Here is a 22,373-nt window from a genome sequence, read left to right as displayed (position 1 = left end):
ACTCAGTTGGACCGGCGCCACCGCAAGGCCCAAACCAAGTAGTCGCAATCCTGCTGCACGTGTCCGGCGACCGTAGCGGCCCGGACACGGGAGCTACGGCCCGCCAGGGGCCGCCGTCGCTCCGGATACGGCCCCAAGCGCACCTCTCCCTTTGCCTGCCGCTAGTGCCCGCCGATGCCGGGAAGCTGTTCACGGCCCTTGACGTTGAGCTTGGCGTAGCTGCGATAGAGATGGCCTTCAACCGTGCGTACGGACACCTGCAGCTCCGCGGCAATCTGCCGGTCGGTGAGGCCGCGTACCGCAAGCGCCACAATGTCGCGCTCGCGGCGGGTCAGTATGCCGAGTGAGTCATCGCTCTTGGCCGCTTCGTCGCCGGGAAGGTCGTCGGCCCGGTCCAGGCACCGCTTCCGCTGGGAGTTGGCCATGCGCTCCCTGAGGGTGTCACCCGCGGCCCGGTAGGCGTGCGCCGCGGCGTCGTAGGCAAGGGCGGCAAAGGCCCACAGCTCCGCCGCCTCACAGGTTTTCGCGGCCTCAAGGTGGTCGGCGGCGTTGTCCGTGCTGATGGCTGCGGCGTAGGCGCAGATCGCGGCGGGCCTTCGGCCCTCAAGCCCGGCCCGGAGTTCGAGCAGCCTCGGCGCAGAGTCCGTGTCCCCCAGGGCCAGGCAAAAGGCCAGCGCGTCGAGCTCAAGGCCGGCGGTGTCCACCTCCGGGTACGGGCGGCCGAGCCGCTTCAGTTCCGCGATGGCACCGGGGTAGTTCCCGAGCCGGGCTTTTCCATAGACCACGGCCATCGCGGCCAGCGAGCGCATGTACCTCGGCAAGGCCGCGGGGGCTGCCTCGAAGTCGGCGAGGAGAAGCTCCGCCTTCGTCTGGGCACCGACTTCGGCGGCTGCCGCGAAGGCCATGGCCGCCGTGAGCGCGAACAGCTGCTGGGGGTCGGTCAACCGCAACGCTTCGAGCGCGGCACTGAGCGTGTTCAGGGCCTGGGCAGCCTTGCCCTGGTAGAGCAGGATGATGCCGTGAGCCGCATGCACTCCCCCGCCGAAGGAAATCAAGTTGGGCCCGGAACCGGCGACGAAGCCGGTCAGGAGGCTTTCCGCCCCCTGCCAGTCGCCGGAGTGGATTGCGGCGGCTGCGGACCGGACCACGAGGAAGTCGGTGAGGAAGTAGAGCTCATCGTGATCGGCCCCGGCGGCCTCCATGGCCCGGGTCATCGCGGCGAGGGCGCTCAGTCCCTTGCCGCTGGCCAGGAGCCGCTCCGCGTCGAGGCAGAGCCGGAACGCCTGTACGAGGGTGTTCGACGGCGGGGTGCCGGCAGCCGCGTCCTCGGCGGACGCCGCCGCGGCCGGGGCGGCCGCGTACTCGCCTGCCAGCGCCAGGACCATGGCTTCCATGGTCTCCAGACGCTCTTCCGTGGCACGGTGAATGGCTTCGGCGTCGTCCGGCCGGGCGGCGGCGAGGCGTTCGGCGGCGCGTCGGAGCGCCTGTGCCCGCTTCATGATCTCTGCCGGCGTGTGGCCCAGTGCTGACATCGCTGCGGCCCACAGGAGGGATCCGGTCAGGAGCCCGGGGATGCTGTTTCCCTGGCCGAAATCGGCGTCGAGGATGTCCCGGGCCGCCGCGTAGTCAGAAGCGTTGTAGCGGGTCCGTGCTATCACGGCGCGGGCCGCCATCTTCAGTTCCGGATCCTTGACAAGGACGGCAGCCTTGCGGGCGAGCTCGTCCTCGTAAAGCCGGCTTGCCAGCACGGCGGCCCTCAGGAGCTGCCGGTCCTCGACCTCCGCGCCGCATTCGATCGACCAGCTCACATGCCGCAACAGTCCCTCGGCCGACGTCGGCTCGCTGTCCATCTTGCGCAGCAGGCTCTGCCGAAGCTGCAGGCTTCTGGCCGGCGAAATCAGGTTCCGCAGCGTGTCGCCGTACACGGTATGCCACAGCCGCAGCTCACCCGACCCGGTGTCCGTGACCCGGATCAGTTCGCTGTCGATCAGCGATCCCACGGCCTCTTCGCCGGCCACAGACTCGATCAGTTCCCGGGACACGGGTTCGGCCAGCGCCACCAGGTTCAAGGCCTGCCGTTCTTCCGGCGAGCGCATCAGCAACTGGCGGCGAACGACGTCGGTCAGCCGGTCGCCGTGGCTGTTCAGGTGCCGGGTGAACAACCAGACACCGTTGCGCCGCAGCAGCGTGCCGTCGTTCCTGGCGTCGTCCAGGAGCCCGTTGAGGAGCATCGGGTTGCCGCCGGAGGCCTCCCAGAGGATCTCGGCGACGTTTGGCAGCACTTGCGAGCCGAGCTCGCCCTCCAGCATCTCTGTGGTCTGCGCGAGGGTGAGCGGGCGGAGGTCGTGCCGTTCGGCGATGCCTTCAAACCAGAGCTGCAGGAGCGGTTCCGGCAGCCCGGGCCGGGCGGCGGCGCCCACGAGCAGTTTCGCCCAGCCGGCCGCCGCCAGCTCCGCAAGGATTCCGGCCGTCGCCTCGTCGAGATCGTGTGCGTCGTCGACGACCAGCAGGAGGGGCTTCTGGGTGGCCCGCTTCTGCTCCTCCAGATGCGCCCACAGCGTCCTCAACACGGCCAGCTGCGATGTTGCTTCCTGGACCGGCAGTCCGACGATGAAGGGGCCGAGGACACCGTAGGGCACCTTGGTCAGCGACGCGCTGCCGTGGATCGGCACCGGCGTCACCTCCGGGCCCAGCTCCCCGACAACGGCATCGATGAGCCTTGATTTGCCCATCCCGCTGTCGCCGAGGACGAACACGGCCACATGACTGCCGCCCTGGAGGGCTTCCACTGCCGACATCAAATCTTCCGACCTCCCGGTCAAGGCGCGGTTCGGCACCGTGCCGGGAGCTCCCGCCGGCCCCTTAGATGAGTCCAAGCAGATCACTTCGCGAAGAAACGCCGAGCTTCGTGAACACCTGGTACAGGTGGCCCTCCACAGTCCTGACGGAAATGCCCACTTCCAGGGCGATGTCCTTGTTGGAGACCCCGTTCCCGGCCAGGGTGGCGATTTGCCGCTCCCGGTCCGTCAGCAGCGGGCCCTTGTTGCGTGGCATGACGGGCAGCGCCGGTACGGACTCCGAGAGGCTCTCAAGCATGCTGTAGGCGGCGTTGGCGCTGGCGGTCAGCCCGGCGCCCTTGGCGAAGTCGAACGCGAGCGCGGCGCACCGGGCCTGGACGGCGTCCAGCTCGAGGCCAGCGGCCTGCTCGGCGGCTTCGAGCATGATCGCGGCGTCCTTCTTCCGGCTGCCGACGGCGACCGTCCGGGACAGCTCGGCAAGCGGTCCCTGCCGCAACCCGGCGATTTCCTCCATGAAAAGAAAATCCTTGACGGTTCCGTTGACGGTGGCCCCGAGCATGCAGATGCCGGCCAGTGTGTAGCGGCCCTTCCGGAAATGTTCCTCCGCGGACCGTATCAGCCGGTCCTTGGCCTCGGGGTCACCGAGCCACCGCGACGCCATATCCATGCAGAACTCGGTGGCACTGCCAACCGTGAAGCGGGCCGGGCCGTCAGCCGAGCGGGCCCGGTCCAGGTAGACCGTGGCCTGGATCGAATTGCCGGTCTGGGCATAGGCAAAAGCAGTGGCGGCGTAGGCCTGGCGCAGGGACTGCAGGCTCGCCCGGACCTCCAGCTGGGCGATCGCGGCCAGCAACGGATCCAGTGCCATGTACCCGCGGCCGGCATAGACATAGGCGAGCCCGACGGCGAGGTCTGTTGCGGCGCTGCCGGAATGCAGCCCGTGCCCGGCCCGGCCGCTCGCGTCCTTGAGCATGTCGATGGCCTGGCGCCACAGGCCCGAGAGGAGCAGCACGTTGAACGAGCGCCACGCGAAGTTTTCGCGGATGCGCGGCACGTTGGACCACTCGCCCAGCTGCCCGCCGATTTCCCGCATGAGTTTGCGGGCATCGAGTTCGTGACCGGTCATGGACCAGGCCTCCATCAGGATGATGGCCGACCTGAGCCGGTGCACGGGATCGGCCCCCGGGACGTCCGTGGTGGCCGCGGTGGTAAGCCGCTCCATCATGGGCTTGAAATCCCCGATGAAGGAGAAATAGTTGAACTCGCACAGATCCAGGCAAAGCCCGGCCCTGGCAAGCGCAGCAGGGGCGGCGGACGGCTCGTCCAGGCTCAGGTCCTGGAGCCGGACCCTGGCCTGCTGGAGCAGTTCGGGGACCTGGCCGGAGCGGTCGTCCAGCCAGGCCATGCAGTCAGCCTTGGCCGCGATGAATTCGGCAAAGTTCTCCGCCGCGAGGTCGTTGACCTGCCGTTCGGAGACGTCGTCCAGCGCGGACATGGCCTGCAGCGGCAGGCCAAGTTGGAGGTAGGCGGCCGATTTCTGCAGCTGTCCTTCGGCCCACTCAGGGTCCGAGGGTGAGAGGCTGCCGGCACATTTGAGGGCAAATTTCGGGTCGAAGAGCTTCACGGCGGCACTGGCAGCCGCCACGGCATGGGCGGGTGCCAGCTGGGCGTGGCAGTCGTGGGTCCACGCCGCGTAGGCCAGCAGGTCTTCCACGGTCAGCTCGTCCAGCTCGTGTTCCTGGTGCCCGGGGACCTTGTCCCGGAGCTCCAGCCGGCGCTCCACGCTGAGCCAATTGCGGACAATGTCGCCGAGGTAGCGGTCGCCCAGCGTGACGAGGTGCCGGTCCGCGCGGTCGACCACGATCTGGCCGGCCTCTTCCATGTCGGCGATAACACCGGGGCTGTACATCCGGGCGAGCCGGGACAGGGGCAGGGTCCGGGCGCAGGAGAGGACGTCGATGACTTCCCGGGCCACGGGTGTTTCCCTGGCATACCTGGCCCGGACAATATCCTCCAGCGCCGTGCGGCCATCGAGCACAACTTCATCGAGCAGTGTCCACACGGATCCGGACAGGACGAGGTTTCCGCGTTCGATTTGTTCGGAGACGACGGCCTGCAGGAGCGTGGGGCTGCCGCCGACCAGCTGGTGCAGCTGGCTTGCCAGGGCGGTCGAGACCCGGTGGCCCAAGGCTGACTGCAGCACCTCCAGGGTCTCGAGTTCGGTCAGGTTGGCGAGCCGGACCTCGGCAAGCTGGCCTGAGGTGATGAGCCAGTAGAAGTCGGGCGGAAGGTCGGTTGTGCGCTGGGCAGTTGCGATCAACCGGGCGGTCCGGGTCTGGAGCAGGTTGAGCAGGACCCCGGTGCTGAGTTCGTCGAGGGCGCCGGCGTTGTCCAGCAGGATCACGCACTGGCGGCCGGCGGCGTCGTCGCGTATCAGCGAGGTAATGCCGTGCAGGATGGCGGTCGGCGAGCCCAGGGAACTCTGCGGGAGCCGCGCAAGGGTGAAGGCGAGGCAGCCGTACGGCGTTGCCGAACCTGGCCCTGAACTGCGGAGCTGGATGGTGTAAACCTCGGGCCCGAAGCCCGCGAGGGCAGTCCTGCCGACAAGCGTTTTGCCCACACCGCGGTCGCCCGTGATGACGACGCCCATCCGGTCGTGGGCCAGCAGTTCCTGGCGGACACGCTCGGCATCAGCGTTCCGCGCCAAACCGGACCAGCCGTGTCTCGCGACCTGGCCGGCAGCATGTTCTTCTTCGGCGGGTGCCAATGTAGTGGAAACATTCCCCCAGCCCAGCGAATCCCTCGACATGTAGTTTCCTTCGTACCGCTTTGCAGACAGCAACCCCGGACTGCCCACTTAGAAGTAGCGTATCCCTATCCCCCGACATGAGAGTAGACAGATCATAGCTGGAATGCCGAAAGCTTGGAAAGAAAACCCACAATACGGATGCAACTAAATTGTCCGGCGCCTGCCGCGGGCCGGGCCGGCACGCCGTCGGGGCATTTTGGCCGCGTGCTATTTTGCCTGCGTTGACGTCCGAGAGGCGCTACGTCGCCTTGGCGGGGTGGAACTTTTGTTGGGCGGCGGTGAGGCCGTCCCGGACCAGGACTTCGACGGCGTCGGCGGCTGAGTCGATCAGGAAGGGCAGTTCCTTCTTCTCCGGCGCGGAAAAGTCACGCAGGACAAAGTCCGCGGTCTCCATCCGTCCGGGCGGACGCCCGACGCCCACCCGCACGCGCAGGTAGTCCTTGGTGGCCAGGGCCTTGGAGATATCGCGCAGTCCGTTGTGGCCGCCTTCGCCGCCGCCGATCTTGAGCCGCACGGTGTCGAAGGGGATGTCGATCTCGTCATGGACGGCAATGACATGGGCCGGATCGATCCCGTAGAACTGGGCCAGGGCAGACACCGGGGCGCCGGAGACGTTCATGTAGGACAGCGGCTTGGCCAGCACGATCCGCGGCCCGCCGATGCCCAGGCGCCCTTCGAGGACCTGGGCCCGCGATTTGTGCGACTTGAAGCCGCCGCCGACGCGCGAGGCGAGTTCGTCCAGGACCATCTGGCCGACGTTGTGCCGGTTGTGGCTGTACTCGGATCCGGGGTTGCCAAGGCCCCTGAGGGACCCGGCCGCCGGCAAATTCGCCGGAATTACTCGGCTGCGGCTTCGGCTGACGGGGCAGCTGCTTCGCCCTCTTCGCCCTCTTCGACGTTTTCGGTGGCCTCGGAGATGTTGACGACGAGTGCTTCCGGGTCAGCCAGCAGGGTGGAGCCCTTCGGCAGGACGAGGTCGGAAGCGTGGATGTGCTCGCCGGCGCTGCGGCCTTCGATGCTGACCTCGATGGCGGTCGGCAGGTGCGTTGCCTCGGCCTCGACGGAAACGACCGTCATTTCCAGGTTGTGCACGTTGCCCGGAGCCAGTTCGCCGCTGAGGTGAACGGGCACGTCAACGGTGACCTTCTCGCCGGTGCGAACGGTCAGCAGGTCGAGGTGCTCGATGATCTGCTTGATCGGGTTGCGCTGGATGTCCTTGACGAGGGCCAGGTGCTGCTCGCCGTCGATGTCCAGGGTCAGCAGGGCGTTGGCGGTGCGGACGGCCAGGGTGGTGGCCTTCGCCGGCAGGGTGATGTGGATCGGCTCGGCGCCGTGGCCGTAGATGACGGCCGGGATCAGGTTGGCCATGCGGGCGCGGCGGGCGAAGCCCTTGCCGAATTCGGTGCGGACTTCTGCTGCGAGCTTCTGCTCAGACATGGATATCTCCTCGTGGGATTTCAAGCTGTGGGACTAAACGGTGTTCAGCAAGGGCGGAGGTCTGTTTACGACCTTCAACGCCGGGCTGCCGTGCGGCTGCCCTTCAGAAGGAGATTCAGACCCAGTCGATCACGGAGACCAGCAGTCCGGATTCCGATTAATTTCCCATCAATACGGAATTCAATACGGAATGCCGGCGCGCTCCCTCGCCAAGGTTTCGGTACAAGGCTACCAGCGGAGGGACCGGTTTCTGAAACCGGTCCCTCCGCCGGCCGGCTCAGGCCTGGCCGTCGAACAGGCTGGTGACGGAACCGTCGTCGAACACTTCACGGATGGCGCGGGCGATCAGCGGCGCGATGGACAGCACGGTCAGCTGCGGGAAGCGCTTGTCCGCGGTGATCGGCAGCGTGTTGGTGACCACCACTTCGCGGGCGCCGGACTCGGACAGCCGGCGGGCCGCCGGATCGGAGAACACGGCGTGGGTCGCGGCGATGATGACATCCTTGGCGCCGGCGTTCTTGAGCACCTGGACGGCGCCGGAAATGGTTCCGCCGGTATCGATCATGTCGTCGATCAGGACGCAGGTGCGGCCTTCAATCTGGCCCACGACCGTCTTGGAGACGGCCTGGTTGGGCACGGTGAGGTCCCGGCTCTTGTGCACGAACGCCAGCGGCGCGCCGCCGAGGCGCTCAGCCCACTGCTCGGCCACGCGGACGCGGCCGGTGTCCGGCGAGACGACCGTGACCTTGTCCGAGCCGACCCGGGTACGGATGTAGTCGGCCAGGAGCGGAATGGCCATCAGGTGGTCCACGGGGCCGTCGAAGAAGCCCTGGATCTGGGAGGTGTGCAGGTCCACGCTCATGATGCGGTCGGCGCCGGCGGTCTTGTACAGGTCGGCGACGAGGCGTGCCGAGATCGGCTCGCGGCCGCGGCCCTTCTTGTCCTGCCGGGCGTAGGGGTAGAACGGGGATACGACAGTGATGCGCTTGGCGGAGGCCCGCTTGAGCGAATCGATCATGATCAGCTGTTCCATGAGCCAGTTGTTCAACGGGGCCGGGTGGGCCTGGATCACGAAGGCGTCGGTGCCTCGGACGCTCTCGCCGGCCCGCACATAGATCTCGCCGTTGGCGAAGTCGTAGGCGTCCAGGGGCAGCAGCTCGGTGCCGAGCTCCTTCGCGATCTCCTTCGCCAGCTCAGGGTGCGCGCGCCCCGCGGCCAGCACCAGCTTCTTCTCGCCGTGTGCCGTAATTTCGCTCATGATTGCTAGCCCTCTTCTGTCGGTGCCGGAGTAGTGGAGGATGTTGGGGCGGCGCCCGCGGCGACTGTATCGACCGCGGCGGCGGATTGGGCCAGGGCTGATCCGGCCAGGGCGGACTCGGCCAGGGCGGCGGAGACGGAACCGGGGCGGTTGGCCGCAACCCAGCCTTCGGAGTTCCGCTGCTTGGCCAGGGTGACGGCGAGGGCGCCGGCCGGGACGTCCTGGCGGATGATCGCACCGGCGCCGCTGTAGGCGCCGTCGCCCACGCGCACGGGAGCCACGAACACGGTGTTCGAACCGGTGCGCACACCCGAGCCGATCACCGTACGGTGCTTCTTCTCGCCGTCGTAATTGGCGGTGATGTTGCCGCAGCCGATGTTGGTGTCCTCGCCGATTTCCGCGTCCCCGGCGTAGCCGAGGTGGGACAGCTTCGAGCCGCGGCCGATCGTGACGTTCTTGGTTTCGTAGAACGCGCCGATCTTGCCGGTCTCGCCCAGGACGGTGCCCGGGCGCAGGTAGGTGAAGGGCCCCACGCTGGCGCGCGCCCCGATCGTGGAGCCGGAGCCGTGGGTGCGGATCACCGTGGCGCCGGTTCCCACCGTGACGTCGGTCAGCGTGGTGTCCGGGCCGACGACGGCGTCGCGCGCCACCGTGGTGCTCCCGTGCAGCTGGGTGTTGGGCAGGAGGCGGACGTCCTCGTCGAGCGTCACCGTGGCGTCGATCCACGTCGTGGCGGGATCCACGACGGTCACGCCGGCGCGCATCCAGGCTTCGAGGGTGCGGCGGTTCAGTTCAGCGCCGAGCGCCGAGAGCTGGACGCGGTCGTTGGCGCCCTCCACCTGCCAGCGGTCTTCGGTGACGACGGCGGCGACGCGGCCGCCCGCGGCGCCGGCCAGGGCCAGGACATCGGTGAGGTACTTTTCGCCCTGGGCGTTGTCCGTGGTGACGTGGACCAGCGCGTCGCGCAGCACGGCGGCGTCGAAGGCGTAGATGCCGGAGTTGACCTCACGGATTTCGCGTTCGGCGCTGGTGGCGTCCTTGTGTTCGCGGATTCCCGTGACGGTTCCGTCTTTTGCGCGGAGGATGCGACCGTAGCCGGTGGCGTCATCGAGCACGGCGGTGAGGACGGTGACGGCGTTGCCCTCGGCCTCGTGGGCGGTGACGAGTTCGGCGAGCAGGCCGCCGGTGAGCAGCGGGACGTCGCCGTACGTGACCACGACCGTTCCGCCCAGCTGGCCTCCGGCGTCGAGCGCTTCAAGTGCCGCTTCGACCGCGCGGCCGGTGCCGGGTACATCGTCCTGGTCCACAATCAGGGCCTGCGGATCGAGGGCGGCGACGTGGGCGGCCACGAGGTCGCGTTCGTGCCGGACCACGAGGGCCAGCTCACGGGGGTTAATACTGCGCGCCGCCTGGAGCGCGTGGCCGACCAGGGAGCGGCCGCCGATCTCGTGGAGAATTTTGGGGGTACGGGATTTCATCCGGGTACCGGCCCCTGCAGCTAGGACGATCACGGCGGCTGGGCCAGTATTCTCGGGGCTCACGTATTGGCTCTCCTTGCTTGGTTGCGCAGTGTGTCTCGCCAAGTTCCGCCCATAGGACTCGAACCTATACTCCACGGCTCCAAAGGCCGGGGTGCTGCCATTACACCAGAGCGGACCGTGCACAGGCTTGACCTGTGGCACGAGAATCAATTCTGCCACGAAGGTTGATGCTCGTGCGACTCAGGGCCGCGGAAGGGCGGCCGGCAGGTGCGGGAGGGCGGCGCGGCCGGCGCCACGGGACATGCCCATTCTTGGTCGGCGCGAAGATACATGTCCTGCATGATCCCTGCACTCCGCGGGACATGCCCAGCGTTGGTCCCAAGCAATGAACATAATGCCAACATGCCCATCCCTGGCCCGCGCCGAGGGACATGTCCTGCGGGAGATCGGCCCTGCAGTGGACATGTCCAGTGTTGGTCTACGCGGCGGGACATGCCCTGCAGGATTCACGCACTCCGCGGAACGTGTCTTCCTGGGCGCGCGCCGAGAGCCGTTCCCTAAGCGGGATATGCCCAGCGTTGGTCCCAAGCAATGAACATAATGCCAACATGCCCATCCCTGGCCCGCGCCGAGCGACATGCCCAGCGGGATCTAGGCCCTGCAAAGGACATGTCCAGTGGTGGCCCGCGCCGACGGACATGTCCTGCGGGATTTTAGCCCTGCCGGGGACATGTCCAGTGCTGGCCTCCGCAGCGGGACATGTCCTGCGGATTTGATGGGCTACAAGGGACATGTCCAGCGGTGGGCGCACACACTGGGCATGTCCCGGGGAGGGCAGGAGGCTACTCCCCCAGCACTTCCAGGGCCTCGAGCCATTCGAGTTCGAGGGCTTCGCGTTCCCCGGCCAGTTCTTGGAGTTTCGCGTTGAGCCCGGCGAGCTCGTCGAACTTGCTGGCGTCCCCGGCACCGGCCGTCATCTGGGCGTGGATCTTGTCTTCCTGCTGCTTGAGTTTGCCCAGCTGGCGGTCGATCCGGTTCTTGGCCTTGCGGGCGTCGCGCTTTTCGGCCTCGGAAGGGCCGCTGGCGGCGGGCGCGGAACCCCCGCCGGCGGAGGTGACGGGATTCCCGCCGCCGGTGATCGTGGAGCCGGCCAGGGCCCCTTCGCGCAGTTCGAGGTACTGGTCCACGCCGCGCGGCAGGGCACGGATCTTGCCGTCGCCAAGGAGCGCCATCTGGTGGTCCGTGACGCGCTCCAGCAGGTACCGGTCATGGCTGACCACAACGAGCGTGCCGGGCCAGCCGTCGAGCACATCTTCGACGGCGGCGAGGGTATCGGTGTCGAGGTCGTTGGTCGGCTCGTCAAGCATCAGCACGTTCGGCTCCCCCACGAGCAGGCGCAGGAGCTGCAGCCGCCGGCGTTCGCCACCGGAGAGGTCCTTGACCGGGGTCCACTGCTTTTCGTTGGTGAAGCCAAGCTGCTCCACGAGCTGGCCGGCGGTGAATTCCTTGCCGCCGACGTTGAAGGAGCGCTTTTCCCGCTCGATCACTTCGATCACGCGCAGGTCCGAGACGTCGTCGAGTTCCTTGACCTCCTGGGTCAGGACCGCGGTGACCACCGTCTTGCCGCGCTTGACCTTTCCGGAGGTGGGCTGGATCTCGCCGTTGAGGAGTTTGAGCAGGGTGGTCTTGCCGGCGCCGTTGACGCCCACGAGGCCCAGACGCTCTCCGGGAGCGAGGCGCAGCGTGATGTTGTCGAACAGCTTCTGCCCGGCCTCGCCGCCGACGAAGTCCAGTGAGACGTGCTCGAGGTCCAGGACGTCCTTGCCCAGCCGGGCGGTGGCCATCTTGCTCAGCGCCGTCGAGTCGCGCGGCTCGGGGACGTCCGCGATCAGGGCGTTGGCTGCCTCGATCCGGAACTTGGGCTTGGCGGTCCGGGCCGGGGCACCACGCCGGAGCCAGGCGAGCTCCTTCTTCACCAGCTGCTGGCGCTTGCCCTCCGTGACGGAAGCGGCGCGGTCGCGTTCGGCGCGGGCCAAGACGTAGGCGGCGTAGCCGCCGTCGAACGGGTCCATGATGCCGTCGTGGATTTCCCAGGTCTTGGTGCAGACTTCATCGAGGAACCAGCGGTCGTGGGTGACCACGAGGAAGGCGCCCTGGTTGGCCCGCCAGCGGGTCTTCAGGTGCCGTGACAGCCACGCTACGCCTTCGACGTCGAGGTGGTTGGTCGGCTCGTCGAGCATGATGACGTCGTGGTCCTCGATCAGCAGCTTGGCCAGCGCCACACGCCGCTTCTGCCCGCCGGAGAGCGCATGGACGTTGGCGTGCCAGTCGACGTCGGACACCAGCCCGCCCATGACTTCGCGGATCTGGGGATTGCGGGCCCACTCATAGTCGGCCTGGTCCCCCACGATCGCGGCGCCGACGGTGAGGTCGCCGTCGAGCACGTCGCTCTGGTCCAGGTAGCCGATGTTGACCTCGCTGCGCTTGGTCACGCGGCCGGAGTCCGGGGTGGAGCGCATGGCCAGCAGCCGCATCAGGGTTGACTTGCCGTCGCCGTTGCGGCCCACCATGCCGATCCGGTCGCCCTCTTCAAGGCCGAGGGTAATGCCATCGAGGACGGTACGGGTTGCATACGAGACCGTGAGGTTCTCGCCGCCGAGCAGGTGTGCCACTGGGAACTGCTTTCTTAGGTGTATCGGTGAAGTGAAGCGGTGAAGTCATGAGATGCGGTGCGTCAAAAGCTCCTAAAGGAGCGTATCGGAGATGATGCGGGCCCCGTGCACCGGCCCGTGCACTGCCATGGCGTCAAGGCTGTGGTGGCGGAGCTCTTCGGCGAGTCCGGCGGCCGCGGCGGGGCTGTGCGCGAGGAACGCGACAGTGGGTCCGGAGCCGGAGACGATGCCTGCGATCGCGCCGCAGGCCTCGCCGCGGCCCAGGGTCTCGCGCAGGCCCGGGGCCAGTTCGATCGAGGCGCGTTGGAGGTCGTTGACCAGGACGCGGCTCAGGGCGTCGGCGTCGCCGCTGCGCAGGGCGGTGAGCACGCCGGGGTCGACGGCGTCGGGTTCGTCCACTGCCACGCCCTCGGCCGCGCGCAGGCGGTCCAGGGTGCGGTAGACCTCCGGGGTGGGCAGGCCGAAGTCCGCGGTGACCAGGACCCAGTCCGTCTGGGCCTTGACCAGCGCCGGCGAGAGCTCATCGCCCAGGCCCAGTCCGACGGCGGTGCCGCCCAGTAGCGCGAAGGGGACATCGGCGCCGAGCTCGGCGGCCAGGTGGGCCAGCTCATCTCGGGAGAGCCCGCTGTTCCACAACGCGTCGCAGGCCAGCAGGGTGGCGGCGGCGTCGGCCGACCCGCCGCCCATGCCGCCAGCGACGGGCACCCGTTTGGTGATCTCTAAGTGGACACCGGTGGAGTGTTCCGAGACGTCGGCCATGATGGCTGCGGCCTTGTAGGCCAGGTTGCGGTGATCGAGCGGAATGTCCACCCCATCGAGGTCCACGGTGCTCGCATCGCTGATGCTGACGGTGATCTCGCCGGTATCGGTGCTGGTGGCGGCAATTTCCTCGTAGAGCGAGACAGCCAGGTAGACGCTGGCCACGGAGTGGTAGCCGTCCGGCCGCAGCGGTCCGACGTCCAGTGAGACGTTAACCTTGCCTGGAGCCTTCACCCGGACAGTCCTCGCGGCAAAGCGCCCTCTCACTGCGTTCATGGCTCCACGCTATGGCATCGCGGCCCGGGCTCCAAGCACGCACCGGCCCCCAGGGGAACGCAGGAGGAGCTCAGGAGTCCGGCTGCCCGTGGGCTTCGGCGATCCTGGCGAACGCCGCGATGTCGATCACTTCACCGCGCGCGGTGGGGTCGACGCCGGCGGCCCGCAGGCAGCGTTCGGCCTCGGCGGCACTGCCGGCCCAGCCGGCCAGCGCGGCCCGGAGCGTCTTGCGGCGCTGCGCGAAGGCGGCGTCAATCACGGCAAAGACCTGCTCCCTGGTGGCAGTCGTGACAGGGGGCTCCCGGCGCGTGAAAGCGACGAGCCCGGAATGGATCTTGGGCGCGGGCCAGAAGACGTTCATGCCGATCACGCCGGCCTTGCGCATGCTGCTGTACCAGGCGGCCTTGACTGATGGAACGCCGTAGGTCTTGGAGCCGGGCCCGGCCGCGAGCCGGTCGGCGACTTCATCCTGGACCATGACCAGGCCGTGCTCCAAGCTCGGGAAGTGCTGCAGCAGGTGCAGCACCACCGGAACGGCCACGTTGTAGGGAAGGTTCGCCACGAGCGCGGTCGGCTCGACGGGAAGCTCGGTGACCCGCATGGCGTCGGCCAGGACAAGGTGGAAATTCCCGACGGCGTTCGGCCGCCACGCGCCGACAGTGGCCGGCAGCCGCCCGGCGAGGACCGGATCGATTTCGACGGCGACCACGCTGCGGGCGGCGTCCAGCAGGCCAAGGGTCAGGGACCCGAGCCCGGGGCCGACTTCCAGGACGGTCTCATCGGCCCGGATGTCGGCGGTGTTCACGATCCGCCGGATGGTGTTGCCGTCGATGACAAAGTTCTGCCCGAGGGTCTTCGTGGGCCGCACGCCGATTTCCTCTGCCAGCCGGCGGATATCGGAGGCACCCATCAGCGGTGCGGGCGCCGCTCCGGGCAGGCTTTCGGGGGCGGAGGGGCTCGGTTCAGTCACCTAGGTATCCTATCCCGGCGCCGGTACGCCGCAGGCCGGGTCCGGAGGGAATCCGGACCCGGCCTGTGTTCTCCCTGGCTGTGGTCGACAGCAGCGGGAGTTGGGCGGTTCAGCGGCGGGCGGTCAGCCGCAGGCCTGGCCTGCTAGCTGGAGGCGGCCCAGCCGCAACCCCAGGGCTGCAGGCCGCGCTGGGCGTAGACGCGGTTGGCAATGTCGATCTGCTGGGCCTTGGTGGCCGCCGCGGCGTTCGGGGCGTAAGCGCCGCCGCCGGAGCCGAGCCAGGTCCTGACGTCGAACTGCAGGCCACCGTAGTAGCCGTTGCCGGAGTTGATGGACCAGTTGCCGCCGGATTCGCACTGGGCGATCTTGTCCCACATGCCCTGGTTCATCATGGCAGGGGCGGATGCGCCGGTGTTGGCGGCGGGCTTGGGCTTCTCCTTGGTGCCGACAGTCACCTTTTCGGTGACCGGCTGGGCGCTGACGGTCTCGGACACCAGGGTCCGGGAGGCTTCGCGGCCATCCACGAGGACCAGCTTGAAGCTCTTGCTGGTGGTGCCGGCGACACCGGCCTGGGTGACCTTCTTCTCACCCTTGAACATGTCGGCGCTCTCGGTGGTGAGCGTTTCGAAGGCGACCGGCTCGGTGGTCTTGGCGGTCTTGCTGACGTCGACCCTGGAGACCTTGATCACCATGTCGTTGACCACGGGGGCGTTCCCGGGCTGGGAGACGCGGTCGCTGGCCCCGAGCTTAAGCCCGGCATCCTCGAGCACCTTGGCCACTGTGGCCGCCGTCGTGGTGGTCGCAACGGCCTTGCCGTCCGCAACGAGGCTCACCTTTTTCGGCGTCGAGATGGCGACGAAGGAGCCGGAGACGGCTAGCTGGGCGTCCTTCGGCACGGAGACCTGCGAGGCGCTGGCCACGCCGAGTTCGGTCACGAGCCCTTCGACGGTGGGCGAGGTGGTGGAGATGGTCCGTTCGGCGCCGTCCAGGCTGACCTTGACGGCCTTGGCGAGGTTGACGTTGATGACTGACCCGTCCTGCACATGGGCGTCCGCCGAAGGCGAGACCCTGTCAGATGGCTGCAGTTCAACCTTGGCACTCTTGACGACTTCTCCGACGGTTCCGCCGAAGGTCTGGACGGAGCTGACTTTGCCATCCACGTTGAGTGTGATCGTCTTGTTATTGCCGACGAAGGCCACGAGACCCAGCACCAGTGCCACCAGCACCACGAGCTGCGTGCCAACCTTGACGAAGCTGAACTTGCCGTCCGATGTGAAGAACTTGACCACAATTGCCCGAATCTCTTGGACCTTCCGGGCACGGGGAAAAGTGCACGTGGCCATCCTCCGCGAGCGCGCCAACGGCGGCTCCAGACTGCGTCGAGCGTCACGGAACATGCGTGCACTGCCTCACCCAAAACGAGAGCGCGCATGTGGTTTGTTTGCCACAATGCACGCCCTGCTGGAGTGAAATTATCCGTAGGCCTTCCCCGACCCCGGCTAATAGTTGACCACTGTAATCGAAGCGTTATAAAGGAACCAAGAAATCGTGCATACCCGGTATCCATGCCGGGGGCCTGGATGAGGGCAGTTCAGTCCCAGGATCCGTACGCCCGCACCGTATTTGCGGCGATCTGCGCGCACAGCCCGGACAGCTCCGACCCAGTCACATTGGCCATGGCCCGCACCGTATACGGCACCATGTAGCTCGCGTTCGGGCGGCCGCGATGCGGGTGCGGGGTGAGGAAGGGCGCGTCGGTCTCGACCAGGATCCGGCTCGGCTCCGCGATGGCCAGCGCTGCCCGCAGATCCGTCGCGTTCTTGAATGTCACGGTTCCGGCAAAGGACATGTACCAGCCCTCCGCGTTGCAGGTCCGGGCGAGCGCCTCGCCGCCGGAGAAACAGTGGAAGACCACCCGCTCCGGGGCCCCCTCTTCGCGCAGGACCTGGACGACGTCGTCATGGGCGTCGCGGTCGTGGATTTGCAGCGTCAGTCCGAGCCGTTTGGCGATGTCGATATGGCGGCGGAACGAATAGCGCTGGTGGGCCAGGCCCTCCCCCTCGGTCCGGAAGAAGTCGAGGCCGGTCTCCCCGATTGCCCGGATCCTCGGATGGGCGGCGAGCGCCTCAATCTCGGCCAGGGCCTCCTCCAGGCCGCCACGGCGGGCGTAGCCGGGGGCATCGTTGGGGTGGAGGGCAACGGCGCCCAGGAGCCGCGAATCGAGGTCGACCGCATTGACCGTAAACCGGGACGATTCGAGGTCGCAGCCCACCTGCACCGCACCTTGGACGCCCACCGCGGCGGCGGCGTCGAGGGCGTCCTTGACGCCCACCTCGAGTTCCGCGTCGGGAAAGTCCAGATGCGTGTGGTTATCCATGACCGGCACGGGGAGCGGTTCCGGTGCGGGCGGATACCCGCTGCGTCCGGTACCGTCGCTTCCAGGCGACCGGAACGGAACGGGGGTGAGGGGATTGAGCATCCATCCACCCTAACCGGAGGCCAGATTTCCCCGGAACTCTCTGTCAGGGCCGGCAGTTGTGTTAGTAGTCTGTTAATACTCTGTAATTTCCCCGTTAGGAAACAGGTGAACGCCACTGCGGGGCCCGGCCGCCGCGGGCGGTCAGATCCGGGACCCACCAGGGCTGAAAGGCTGCCGATGGATTACCACCGCACTTCCGTAGACGACATCCTCCCCCAAGGACAGAGCCTCCCGGGCCGCGCCCCCGTGGACCCAAACGCAGCCGGACAGCGGCCCCCGCGGCATGAACTGCCGGCCATGGACGCCGACGCTTTCCACTCAGCCAGCACCCGGATCCTGACGGCGATCAATACGGTCATCGACGGCAAGGCCGAAGCAGCCAAACTGGCGCTCACCGTCCTCCTCGCCCAGGGCCATCTGCTCCTGGAAGACGTCCCGGGGGTGGGCAAGACGCTCCTGGCCAAGACGCTGGGCCGCACCATCGACTGTTCCGTCAGCCGGATCCAGTTCACCCCGGACCTGCTCCCCTCCGACGTCACGGGCGTGTCCATCTACAACCAGGCAACCCGGACCTTCGAGTTCCGGCACGGCGCGGTGTTCGCGAACATCGTCATCGGGGACGAAATCAACCGCGCCTCGGCCAAGACCCAGTCAGCCCTGCTGGAGTGCATGGAGGAGCACCAGGTCACGGTGGACGGCACGTCCTACCGGCTGGATGAGCCCTTCATGGTGGTGGCGACGCAGAACCCCATTGAAATGGAGGGCACGTACCCGCTGCCGGAAGCGCAGCGGGACCGCTTCATGGCCCGGATTTCCATGGGCTACCCGGACCGCGAGTCCGAGATGGAGATGCTCGAAACCCACCAGGCCTCCTCTCCGCTGGCCCGCGTGACGGCAGTGGTCACCGCGGCGGAAGTGGCCGCCATGATTGCCACGGTGCAGCAGGTGTACGTGTCCCGGTCCATCAAGGAGTACACGGTGGCCGTGGGCCGCGCCACGCGGGAAAGCGGATATCTCCGGCTCGGCGCCAGTCCCCGGTCCATGCTGCAGCTCCTGCGTGCGGCGAAGGCCACCGCCGCGCTGGAGGGCCGGGACTTCGTGCTGCCGGACGACGTCGTCAGCGTCGCCGAAGCGGTGCTCGCCCATCGGATCATCCTCGACCGCAAGGCGGCCAGCGCGGGTGAGACGCCGCAAAGCGTCATCCGGGCCATTATCGCCAAGATTCCCGTCACCCCGGACGTGACGGCCTCACCCAACGGAACCGGCCGCCCGGGCCGGAAGGCCTCGGCCATGGCCGCCGCGCCGTCGCCCAAACTGCCCAATCCGCGCTAGGGAGTGGATCCGCCGTGGCGTTGAGCGATCGGTTCCCCGGGCACTTCTTCAGCAGCCGCGGCTGGGGCCTGCTCGGCGCGGGTGCGGTGTCGCTGCTGGCCGCGCAGATCATGGGGCGCCGGGACCTGCTGGCACTGGCCCTCCTGCTGCTGGTGCTGCCGGTGCTGGCCCTGGCCGGAACCCGGGTCCTGAAGCCGAGGTTCCGGGTCTACCGCGAATTCAGCCCGTCGCCGGTTGAAACGTCCGCGCGCGCCACGGTGCGGCTGGCCGTCGCGCGGACCGGGACCGGTGCAGGCCACGCGGTCATGGAGGAACACCTGCCGGCCCGGTTCGGCGAATCGCCCGTCTTCCGGTTCCCGGCCCGTGCGGCCGCCGGCGGCACCAGCCGCTACGAATACCACCTCCGCTCGGCCAGGCGCGGCCAGTTCCTGATCGGGCCCGTCACGGCGGAATTCAGCGATCCCTTCGGGCTCTCCTTCCACCGCCACGCGATTGACGACGGCGACCTCCTCACCGTGACGCCCGCAGCCATCGAGCTCCCGGAGACGGGGCTGGCCGGCGCCCGCGGACACGACGGTGTCACGCCCACGCGGGCCCGGGCCAATCCCAGCGACGACGACGTCATGACCCGCGAATACCGCCACGGGGATCCGCTGCGCCGGGTGCACTGGGCCGCGACCGCCCGCCACGGGTCCCTCATGGTGCGGCAGGAGGAATCCGTCACTACCCCCGAGGCCACCATCATCCTGGACCAGCGGCTCTCGGCCTACCCCCACGGCGTGTTCGGCCACAGTGCCCATTCCTCCGGCGGCCACCCGGGGAGCGGGGAGTGGGACGGCCATGACCTGCTGACCTCTGATGCCTTCGAATGGGCTGTCACGGCGGCGATGTCGATCGGGGCGCACCTCGCGGAACGCAACTACTCGCTGCGGTTTCTGGACACCGCGGGTGCGCCTGCCTTCCGGAATTCGCCGTCCGCTCCCGATCCGGAAGCCGAGGAATACACCGGAACGGCCGGGCTGCAGTCCATCGCCGAAAGCCTGGCCGCCATCGAGCTTTCCGGCCCGCTCCACACCCACCACCACACCCACCCGCACCGTGACCGCACGGCGCCCCGCCCCCAGGCCCGCCCGCAGGAGGCCGCGGCGGGAACCAACACCGGATCCTCCGCGCCGGGTGGATTCCGTTCCGGGGCCGCGGCGGGCACCGGGAATGCCCCGCAGGCCTTCGAGGACACCCTGATGGACAAACTCTCCGCCCACCGGCTGCGGGGACCGGTCCTGGCAGTTCTGGGCGGCCTGACCCCGGCCGAGGCCCGGGCGCTGTCCCCGGCCGCCGGGTTCGGCGCGAACGCCTTCGCGCTGCTGGTCACGGACCATGCACAGGATTCCGGCGAAATGCCCGAGGTGCTGGAGGCGCTCCGGCGGGGCGGATGGCGGGCCCTGGCGGTATCCGCCCAGAGCTCGCTGCCTGACGCCTGGGCAGCCTTCGACCAGGCAGACCCGGCGATGTCCGCCGCGGCAGACGTCCGCCGCGGCGTGGGAGGCCGGCCATGACGCTCGCCCCGCAGCGCAGCCACGGATCCGGCACAGGCACGGCCGGCACGGAAGAACCGACAGTCCTGCCCTCCGGCGCAGCGTCCCGGCCGGACGGACGCGGCGCCCAGCCTTGGGTGATGGCGGCCGCCGTCGCCGTGGCCGTCGCGGGCGCGGCCCTCGGATTCAACGGCGTTCTGCGTGGGTGGGCCTGGTACTCCCCGGTATTCAGTACGGTCCTCTCCGTTGCGTTCTCCCTCGCGGTGCTCCGGTCCCTGCGTGCCCGGCCCTGGCTGGTGACTGCCGGGGGCCTGGTGGCGCTGATTGTGTCCGTGACCTTCATTTTCTTCCGGCAGCACAGCATTGCGGGGTTCATCCCGTCCCCGGAGACCATGAACTACCTGGGGAAGTTCCTCCGGCGGGCCAGCGAGACGGTCCTGGCCGAGAGCACCCCGGTGGCCCCCAACGCCGGAATCGTCATGCTGATCTGCGCGGTCCTCGGGCTGCTGGTGATCCTGATCGATGCCCTGGCGTTCCCGCTGGCGCTGCCGGCCACGAGCGGTATGGGGATCCTGGCAATCCTCGTGGTGCCGGCCATGGTCAAGCCGCAAAGCGTGGGGGTGCTGGGGTTCGTGGGCGCCGCCGTCGGGTACCTGTTGATCCTCGGGTGCAGCCATTGGTACACGCCGGACACCCGCACCCTGGCCGACACCGCCCGCAACCCCGGCCAGCTTCGGCGCGGCGCGGTCACTGCCGTCGCGGCGCTGACACTCACGCTGGTGCTGCAGCTGGTCATCCCGGGTTTCGATCAGGGCACGTTCCCGCAGGGCTCGCGGCTGAACCCGTTCGGCGGCGCAACCGGCCTGAATCCGATGATCAGCCTGGGCAACAGCCTGCGCAGCCCCTCCGGCGAGGGCCGGATCACCTTCGCCACGAACGCGCCGACGACGCCGTACCTGCGCTCGGTGACGGTGGACAACTTTGACGGCGATTCCTGGTCACCCGATGACCGGGAGTCGACCCGGCAACCGGGAACCGGCAGGATCGAGGCCGGCCATGAGGCCGCCCCGGCCGAGATCCGAGTGCTTACGGCCGTCAACACCGGCCAATACACGAGCCCGTACCTGCCGGCACCGTATGCCCCGGAAGCTGTCAACGGCCTCTCGGGGCGCTGGAGCTGGGATCCTGCCACGCTGAGCATCAAGGGGGTGGACACAAATTCCCGCGACCAGCAATACGTGGTCTCGTCCGTCACTCCCCAGCTCACGGCAGCACTGCTGGCGGGGGCTTCCGGGCCGGTGCGCGGAGTCCCCGAGCAGTTCCTCCGGGAACCGTCGAATGTTCCGGAGGTTGTGCGCAGCACGGCCAACACGGTGACGGCGGGTGCCAACTCGCCGTATGCGCGGGCCATGGCCATCCAGAGGTACCTGCGCTCCACCGAGTTCAGCTACTCCCTGCAGTCCCCCGTGCAGGGCGGCTACGACGGGAACGGCCTGTCCGTGCTGGCGGACTTCCTGATCCAGAAGAGCGGCTACTGCATTCACTTCGCCTCCGCCATGGCCGTGATGGCCAGGCTGGAGGGCATTCCGAGCAGGATCGCCGTGGGCTACGCGCCGGGGCGCCCCACCGGGGCCACAGTGGCGGTCTCGGGCCAGGGTCCGCTTCCGGAGTTCGAGGTCGATGCCCGGGACGCCCACGCCTGGCCGGAACTCTACTTCCAGGGCACCGGCTGGGTCGCGTTTGAGCCGACACCGTCCCGCGGCGTCGTTCCGGCGTACGCCACGGATGCCTCCGCGCCCAGTGGTGCCAGCACCAATGATCGCAACGACGCCCTGACCCCCGGGGACGGCTCCACCCAGGCACCGGTCCCCGTCCCCGTCCCGGTCCCACTGCCGGGAGCGGGCACGGCGGCGCCCGGCGGGGCGCAGGCGGCACAGGTGCTGTACAGCGTTGCCGCGGTGCTGCTGCTGGCACTGCTGGTGGCCTCCCCGCGGCTGGTGCGCAGCGGCGTGCGGCGGCGCAGGCTGAGGACGGCGGACCGCGGCTATCCCGGCGCCACGGGCGGGACGGCCCTGCCGGCCTGGGCGGAACTGCTGGATCTGGCCACGGACTACGGAATGGCGCCCGGAGCGAGCGAGACGCCGCGGCATTTCTCCGGGCGGTTGCGCGCCTCGGAGGCCATGGCGGAACCCGGCGGCGCGGACGGGCCCGGCCAGCGGGCCGCGGCCGCCCTGACCGAGGACTTTGAACGTGAGCAGTACGGCCGCCCGGGCGGCGCCGCCGGTCCGGCGCAGCACGCAGGCTCCGCAGACTCCGAGGATCTTGCCGACTCCGCCGCGGCCAGGGTCGCCCTGGTGCAGGCCTCGCTGCACGCCAACGCGGGATTCCTGGTCCGGCTGCGCGCGGCCTGGCTGCCGCCGTCGGTCATGTCCGGCTGGCGACGGTCCCTGCAGCTGCCCCGCGGCTTCCTCTCCCGGACAGCACAACGCACCCGGCGGGGGTTCGCGGGATCCTGGGGGAAGATCCGCAAGTCCGTCCGCCGGGTGCGCCGCCGCTAGCGTGTGTGG

General features: G+C 68.5%; 14 protein-coding genes and 1 tRNA gene. 3 read left to right on the top strand and 12 right to left on the bottom strand.

All coding sequences use genetic code 11. The features are described 5' to 3' along the window. Positions 1-161: 161 nt before the first annotated feature. From AC1DXI_RS01580 to AC1DXI_RS01525, 12 genes are all read right to left on the bottom strand, one after another. Positions 162-2,837, bottom strand: a complete 2,676-nt coding sequence (locus tag AC1DXI_RS01580) for a LuxR C-terminal-related transcriptional regulator (protein WP_476937364.1) — start codon at positions 2,835-2,837, stop codon at positions 162-164. 25 nt (positions 2,838-2,862) lie between these two features. Next, a complete protein-coding gene (locus AC1DXI_RS01575) occupies positions 2,863-5,607 on the bottom strand; it encodes a helix-turn-helix transcriptional regulator (protein WP_476937161.1) in 2,745 nt (914 codons plus the stop codon). Between the two features lie 238 nt (positions 5,608-5,845). After that, positions 5,846-6,433 (bottom strand): aminoacyl-tRNA hydrolase, encoded by a 588-nt coding sequence (gene pth / locus AC1DXI_RS01570; RefSeq protein WP_476937160.1) that lies wholly within the window; start codon positions 6,431-6,433, stop codon positions 5,846-5,848. Positions 6,434-6,444: 11 nt separating this feature from the next. Next, the gene (locus AC1DXI_RS01565) at positions 6,445-7,044 is read right to left on the bottom strand and encodes a 50S ribosomal protein L25/general stress protein Ctc (RefSeq protein ID WP_028276489.1); all 600 of its coding nucleotides are present in this window, start codon (positions 7,042-7,044) and stop codon (positions 6,445-6,447) included. A gap of 277 nt (positions 7,045-7,321) precedes the next feature. Further along, positions 7,322-8,302 carry a ribose-phosphate diphosphokinase gene (locus tag AC1DXI_RS01560; protein ID WP_018774662.1) on the bottom strand — a complete coding sequence of 327 codons (981 nt, stop codon included), beginning with the start codon at positions 8,300-8,302 and terminating at the stop codon, positions 7,322-7,324. Between the two features lie 5 nt (positions 8,303-8,307). Continuing rightward, positions 8,308-9,843 carry a bifunctional UDP-N-acetylglucosamine diphosphorylase/glucosamine-1-phosphate N-acetyltransferase GlmU gene (glmU, locus tag AC1DXI_RS01555; protein WP_476937159.1) on the bottom strand — a complete coding sequence of 512 codons (1,536 nt, stop codon included), beginning with the start codon at positions 9,841-9,843 and terminating at the stop codon, positions 8,308-8,310. A 43-nt stretch (positions 9,844-9,886) separates the two neighbouring features. After that, a tRNA-Gln gene (locus tag AC1DXI_RS01550) sits at positions 9,887-9,958 on the bottom strand. A 667-nt stretch (positions 9,959-10,625) separates the two neighbouring features. Continuing rightward, the gene (locus tag AC1DXI_RS01545; RefSeq protein ID WP_476937158.1) at positions 10,626-12,455 is read right to left on the bottom strand and encodes an ABC-F family ATP-binding cassette domain-containing protein; all 1,830 of its coding nucleotides are present in this window, start codon (positions 12,453-12,455) and stop codon (positions 10,626-10,628) included. A gap of 72 nt (positions 12,456-12,527) precedes the next feature. Further along, entirely contained in the window at positions 12,528-13,490 is a 963-nt protein-coding gene (locus AC1DXI_RS01540) for a 4-(cytidine 5'-diphospho)-2-C-methyl-D-erythritol kinase (RefSeq protein WP_026537751.1), read from the bottom strand. Between the two features lie 70 nt (positions 13,491-13,560). Beyond that, positions 13,561-14,400, bottom strand: a complete 840-nt coding sequence (gene rsmA, locus AC1DXI_RS01535; RefSeq protein ID WP_476937363.1) for a 16S rRNA (adenine(1518)-N(6)/adenine(1519)-N(6))-dimethyltransferase RsmA — start codon at positions 14,398-14,400, stop codon at positions 13,561-13,563. A 203-nt stretch (positions 14,401-14,603) separates the two neighbouring features. Beyond that, entirely contained in the window at positions 14,604-15,749 is a 1,146-nt protein-coding gene (locus AC1DXI_RS01530) for a ubiquitin-like domain-containing protein (RefSeq protein ID WP_476937157.1), read from the bottom strand. Positions 15,750-16,051: 302 nt separating this feature from the next. After that, entirely contained in the window at positions 16,052-16,939 is an 888-nt protein-coding gene (locus tag AC1DXI_RS01525) for a TatD family hydrolase (RefSeq protein WP_476937156.1), read from the bottom strand. A 177-nt stretch (positions 16,940-17,116) separates the two neighbouring features. Here AC1DXI_RS01525 and AC1DXI_RS01520 point away from each other — a divergent pair, with 177 nt between their 5' ends. Genes AC1DXI_RS01520 through AC1DXI_RS01510 form a run of 3 tightly spaced genes read left to right on the top strand, consistent with a single transcriptional unit; the run spans position 17,117 to position 22,364 of the window. After that, positions 17,117-18,271: an AAA family ATPase gene (locus AC1DXI_RS01520; protein WP_476937155.1), complete on the top strand. Its 1,155-nt coding sequence runs from the start codon at positions 17,117-17,119 to the stop codon at positions 18,269-18,271. A gap of 14 nt (positions 18,272-18,285) precedes the next feature. Beyond that, a complete protein-coding gene (locus tag AC1DXI_RS01515) occupies positions 18,286-19,827 on the top strand; it encodes a DUF58 domain-containing protein (protein ID WP_476937154.1) in 1,542 nt (513 codons plus the stop codon). Then, the gene (locus AC1DXI_RS01510) at positions 19,824-22,364 is read left to right on the top strand and encodes a transglutaminase TgpA family protein (protein ID WP_476937153.1); all 2,541 of its coding nucleotides are present in this window, start codon (positions 19,824-19,826) and stop codon (positions 22,362-22,364) included. Before AC1DXI_RS01515 ends, AC1DXI_RS01510 begins: the two co-directional genes overlap by 4 nt. Positions 22,365-22,373: the final 9 nt, after the last annotated feature.

The sequence above is a fragment of the Arthrobacter sp. P1_H7 genome (assembly GCF_056405215.1).
The sequence above is the reverse complement of the archived record's forward strand: the minus strand, read 5'-3'. Positions and strand labels throughout refer to the sequence as shown.